This is a genomic window from Mycobacterium sp. (assembly GCF_052144515.1).
Taxonomy (GTDB): Bacteria; Actinomycetota; Actinomycetes; order Mycobacteriales; family Mycobacteriaceae; genus Mycobacterium.
On the sequence record NZ_JBKQQD010000023.1, the window covers coordinates 1 to 3,499 of the forward strand.

Consider the following 3,499-nt stretch of genomic DNA (forward strand, 5'->3'; position numbering starts at 1 on the left):
ATCATCCGCCGCGCCTCCGATCTTCACGGTTATCCACTTATCCATTTTGACTGGTTCGCCAACGATCGAACGGCGCCCAATTGGGAGCGGTGGTTTGAGATGGCATCGGCGACCGATCCGGGAGCACGCCAAGGGTGCCAGATCGCGCTCAGCTTCCGCGAGGAGTTGCACGCAATCGAGGCGGTCCTCGCCGGCCATGGCATCGCGCTATGCAGTGATGTTGTGGTCGCTGATGACCTCGCCTCCGGCACCCTTGTCAAAGTGCTCGATGTGGCGCTCCCCGGCTACGGGTATTACCCGGTCTACGCGGTTGATCATCAGCACCGCGCGGTCATCGAACTCTTCGTCGAATGGATTTCCACGGCGACACGGTCCACAATCATCGCACGCCCGCAGACCACTCGCGTCTCTGTGCGGTGAGCCACGATCGAAATGCGCATCACAATTCGAGAGGGTGCGGCCTAGTAACAAAACAGCAGCGTCGAAGGCGTGAAGCAACAGCACGTAGCCGCTGAATGTCGCTTCTTGGCCCTTCGCGTCGCTTAGTGCGATGCAGCGATATGTCCGGAGTTGGGTGAACAGCGGAAGTCGGTTGTGCTCACTTGAAATGACGTGAATGACCCATCTGCGATATCAGCGCGCAATTTTGCTGTGCTGCACACACAGGTCACATTCAGCAAATGTGGTAGAGTACTGCCCTCAGCCTGATGGGGTAGTCTCATGAAACGGCGGGAGTTCATCACGCTTCTTGGCGGCGCTGCCGCTTCATGGCCGCTCATCGCCCTAGCGCAACAACCGTCGATGCCGGTGATTGGTTTCCTAAGCGCACGGTCGCCTGCCGAGGCGGCGTCTGTGCTGGGTGCGTTTCGCCAAGGCTTGGGCGAGACCGGCTATTTCGAAGGTAAGAATGTTATAATTGAGTATCGCTGGGCAGAAGGCCGATATGGATCGGCTACCAGCATTGGCTGCCGAACTGATCGGTCGTCAGGTAGCGGTAATTGCTGCTACCGGGGGTGAGCCGTCACCACTGGCAGCACAGGCAGCGACTAGAACCATACCGATTATCTTCACCCTCGGGGGTGACCCGGTGGAGGCTGGACTAGTCGATAGTTTCAACCGACCGGGCGGCAACCTCACTGGCACAACCATTATGGGCGTAGAGCTGGGGCCAAAGCTGCTAGACATTCTTCGCCAGCTCATACCCAGCGCCACGACCATTGCGATCCTTGTCAACCCAGCTTTTCAGCTGACCTCAGCCGAAGTGCGCAACGTGCAGGATGCTGCGCACACTGTCGGAATACGGGTTAGTGTCCTGAACGCCAGCACCGAAGCTGAAATCGACACAGCCTTCACAACCATCGTTCAACAGAAAACTGACGCTCTGATTGTCGGAACGGACCCGTTTCTTCTCGGACAACGTGACCAGCTCGTGCGGTTAGCGGCGCGTCATACTGTGCCCACGATCTATTTCCTGCGTGAGTTCGTCGAGTCCGGTGGACTACTGAGCTACGGCCCCAGCATTGCTAACGGTTATCGACAGGCTGGGGCTTACGTTGGCCGCATTCTCAGTGGCGCGAAACCGGCCGACTTGCCGGTTTTGCGGCCGACGACCTTCCAGCTCGTTATTAACCTCAAGACCGCCAGGGCGTTAGGCCTGACAATTCCGCCGAATGTGCTCGCGATCGCCGACGAGGTGATCGAATAACGGTCTGTTTTGCTGCGCTGCATGAGTCCGAATTTGATGTGGTGGACGGTGCCCGCTCCCAGCAACGACGCCGCCGCGTCGAACGGCTCAACCCGTAGGCAGAGGTGATCGAGGTTGGCCCGGCCGGTGCTCGCGCGTCGATGCAGGTAATTGGTTTCCTAAGCGCACGGTCGCCTGCCGAGGCGGCGCCAGTGCTGGGTGGTCCGCGGGACGCCCCGGTGCAGATCATTGAACGTCGTGCTGCCTCGCAGCAGTTCGCGCAGGATCAGGGGAGTCCAGCGCTCAGCAAACACCTCGGCTCCCTTGGCGAGCGGACAATACTGACCGTAACCCTCCATCGCACCCCACCTCGCGAGTTACCCAAACTAAGCATAGATCGCGAGTCGACTCCAGTACAGAAAGTGCACTTGCAGACCTGCACTCGCGGGAAGAGTATTAGCCGCGGCCGCCGTGGAAGAGTTCACCGCCGGTCGTCGGCAGTTTCGAGGGAGAGACGGTCATGAAAACACTAGCGTCTTCAATGTTTCGCCGGATGCGATGGGCAACGATCACGCTCGCGCTCATGGGCGCGTGCCTCGCTCAGGCGCCATGCTCTGCAGATGTCATCACCGACTGGGACGCGAAGGCATCGGCGGTCGCATCGCCCGCTGCGCTCGGGCAGCGCGAGGTGACGATCGTCGACTTGGCGATGTTCGATGCGGTGAATTCCATCACCGGAAATTACGCTCCCTATGTGGCGCGGGAAGACGACGTCGCTCAGGCATCGGCGGAAGCCGCCGCGGCCAGCGCCGCCGCGACCGCGCTCGAGAAGCTCCACCCCGAGCGTGCGCCCGAGTTCAAATCCGCGCTCGAGGAGTATCTCAAGAGTGTGACCACCGACCCCGCAGCCCTGGCCAAGGGGAGGCAGGTTGGCGAGCACGTGGCACTACGGGTGTTTGACTCGCGTGCGCACGACGGTGCCACCGACCGCGACCCCTACCGTCCGCGGACTCAGCCCGGTGTGTATGTGCCCACCGCGACCATGATCTGCCCGACCTGGCAGACGCTCAAACCTTTCGTGCTCGAGCGGCCCGATCAGTTCCGACCGGGACCACCGGTTGCACTCGCCAGTAAGGAATGGGCGGCGGACTACAACGAAGTCAAACTTCTTGGCGCACGCGACAGCGCAACGCGAACGCCGGAACAGACGGAGACCGCGCGGTTCTGGCTCATGACGGGGCCGCAGGCTTACCACCCGATCGCCCGTCAGCTCATCGAAGCACGGCACCTCGACCTCATCGATAGCGCGCACTTCATGGCGATGTACGCCGTCGCGCTCACCGACGCTTACATCGCCGTGTTCGAGGCTAAGTACCGTTATGATTTCTGGAGACCGGTCACGGCGATCCGCAACGGCGACATCGATGGGAATCCTGACACGGAAAGCGACGCCACCTGGCAGCCCCTCGATGCCACGCCGATGCACCCTGAATACCCCTGCGCCCACTGCATTCTGAGCGGGGCGGCAGCGGCTCTCATCGAGTCATCCGGCGGACTCGGCGAACTTACGGAGTTCCGCCTCACGAGCCCCACGGCACCCGGTGTCACGCATCACTGGACGAACCTCGAGAGCTTCACCGGCGAAGTCGCGAATGCGCGGATCTGGGCCGGTTTTCATTACCGGTCGTCCGCGCGCGTGGGGACCGCCATGGGTCGCGAAGTGGGCCGCTACGTAGCCCAGCATTTCGCGCCGCCGCAAAAGGTGCGGCGCGCCCGCTCGTGAAGTACAGCAGTGGCGACCCCGGCGGTTAGCGA

4 protein-coding genes are annotated in these 3,499 nt (G+C 61.5%); 3 read left to right on the forward strand and 1 reads right to left on the reverse strand.

Annotated elements, in window-relative coordinates:
- Both ACLP9N_RS01065 and ACLP9N_RS01070 read left to right on the forward strand, forming a co-directional pair.
- On the forward strand, positions 1 to 420 hold a 420-nt coding region (locus tag ACLP9N_RS01065; protein WP_442405658.1), incomplete at its 5' end, for a LysR substrate-binding domain-containing protein.
- Positions 421 to 916: 496 nt separating this feature from the next.
- Positions 917 to 1,705, forward strand: a complete 789-nt coding sequence (locus ACLP9N_RS01070) for an ABC transporter substrate-binding protein (protein ID WP_442405659.1) — start codon at positions 917 to 919, stop codon at positions 1,703 to 1,705.
- Positions 1,706 to 1,863: 158 nt separating this feature from the next.
- Here ACLP9N_RS01070 and ACLP9N_RS01075 read toward each other — a convergent pair whose 3' ends face one another.
- Positions 1,864 to 2,043 carry a winged helix-turn-helix transcriptional regulator gene (locus ACLP9N_RS01075; RefSeq protein ID WP_442405660.1) on the reverse strand — a complete coding sequence of 60 codons (180 nt, stop codon included), beginning with the start codon at positions 2,041 to 2,043 and terminating at the stop codon, positions 1,864 to 1,866.
- A gap of 182 nt (positions 2,044 to 2,225) precedes the next feature.
- On the opposite strand from ACLP9N_RS01075, the gene ACLP9N_RS01080 reads away from it, so the two are divergent.
- A complete protein-coding gene (locus ACLP9N_RS01080; RefSeq protein WP_442405661.1) occupies positions 2,226 to 3,467 on the forward strand; it encodes a vanadium-dependent haloperoxidase in 1,242 nt (413 codons plus the stop codon).
- The last annotated feature ends 32 nt before the right edge of the window (positions 3,468 to 3,499 follow it).

What these genes read in the sequence shown, in the direction of transcription:
- ACLP9N_RS01075 (WP_442405660.1), bottom strand. Translation starts at nt 2,043, where the DNA reads ATGGAGGGTTACGGTCAGTATTGTCCGCTCGCCAAGGGAGCCGAGGTG.
- ACLP9N_RS01080 (WP_442405661.1), top strand. Translation starts at nt 2,226, where the DNA reads ATGTTTCGCCGGATGCGATGGGCAACGATCACGCTCGCGCTCATGGGC.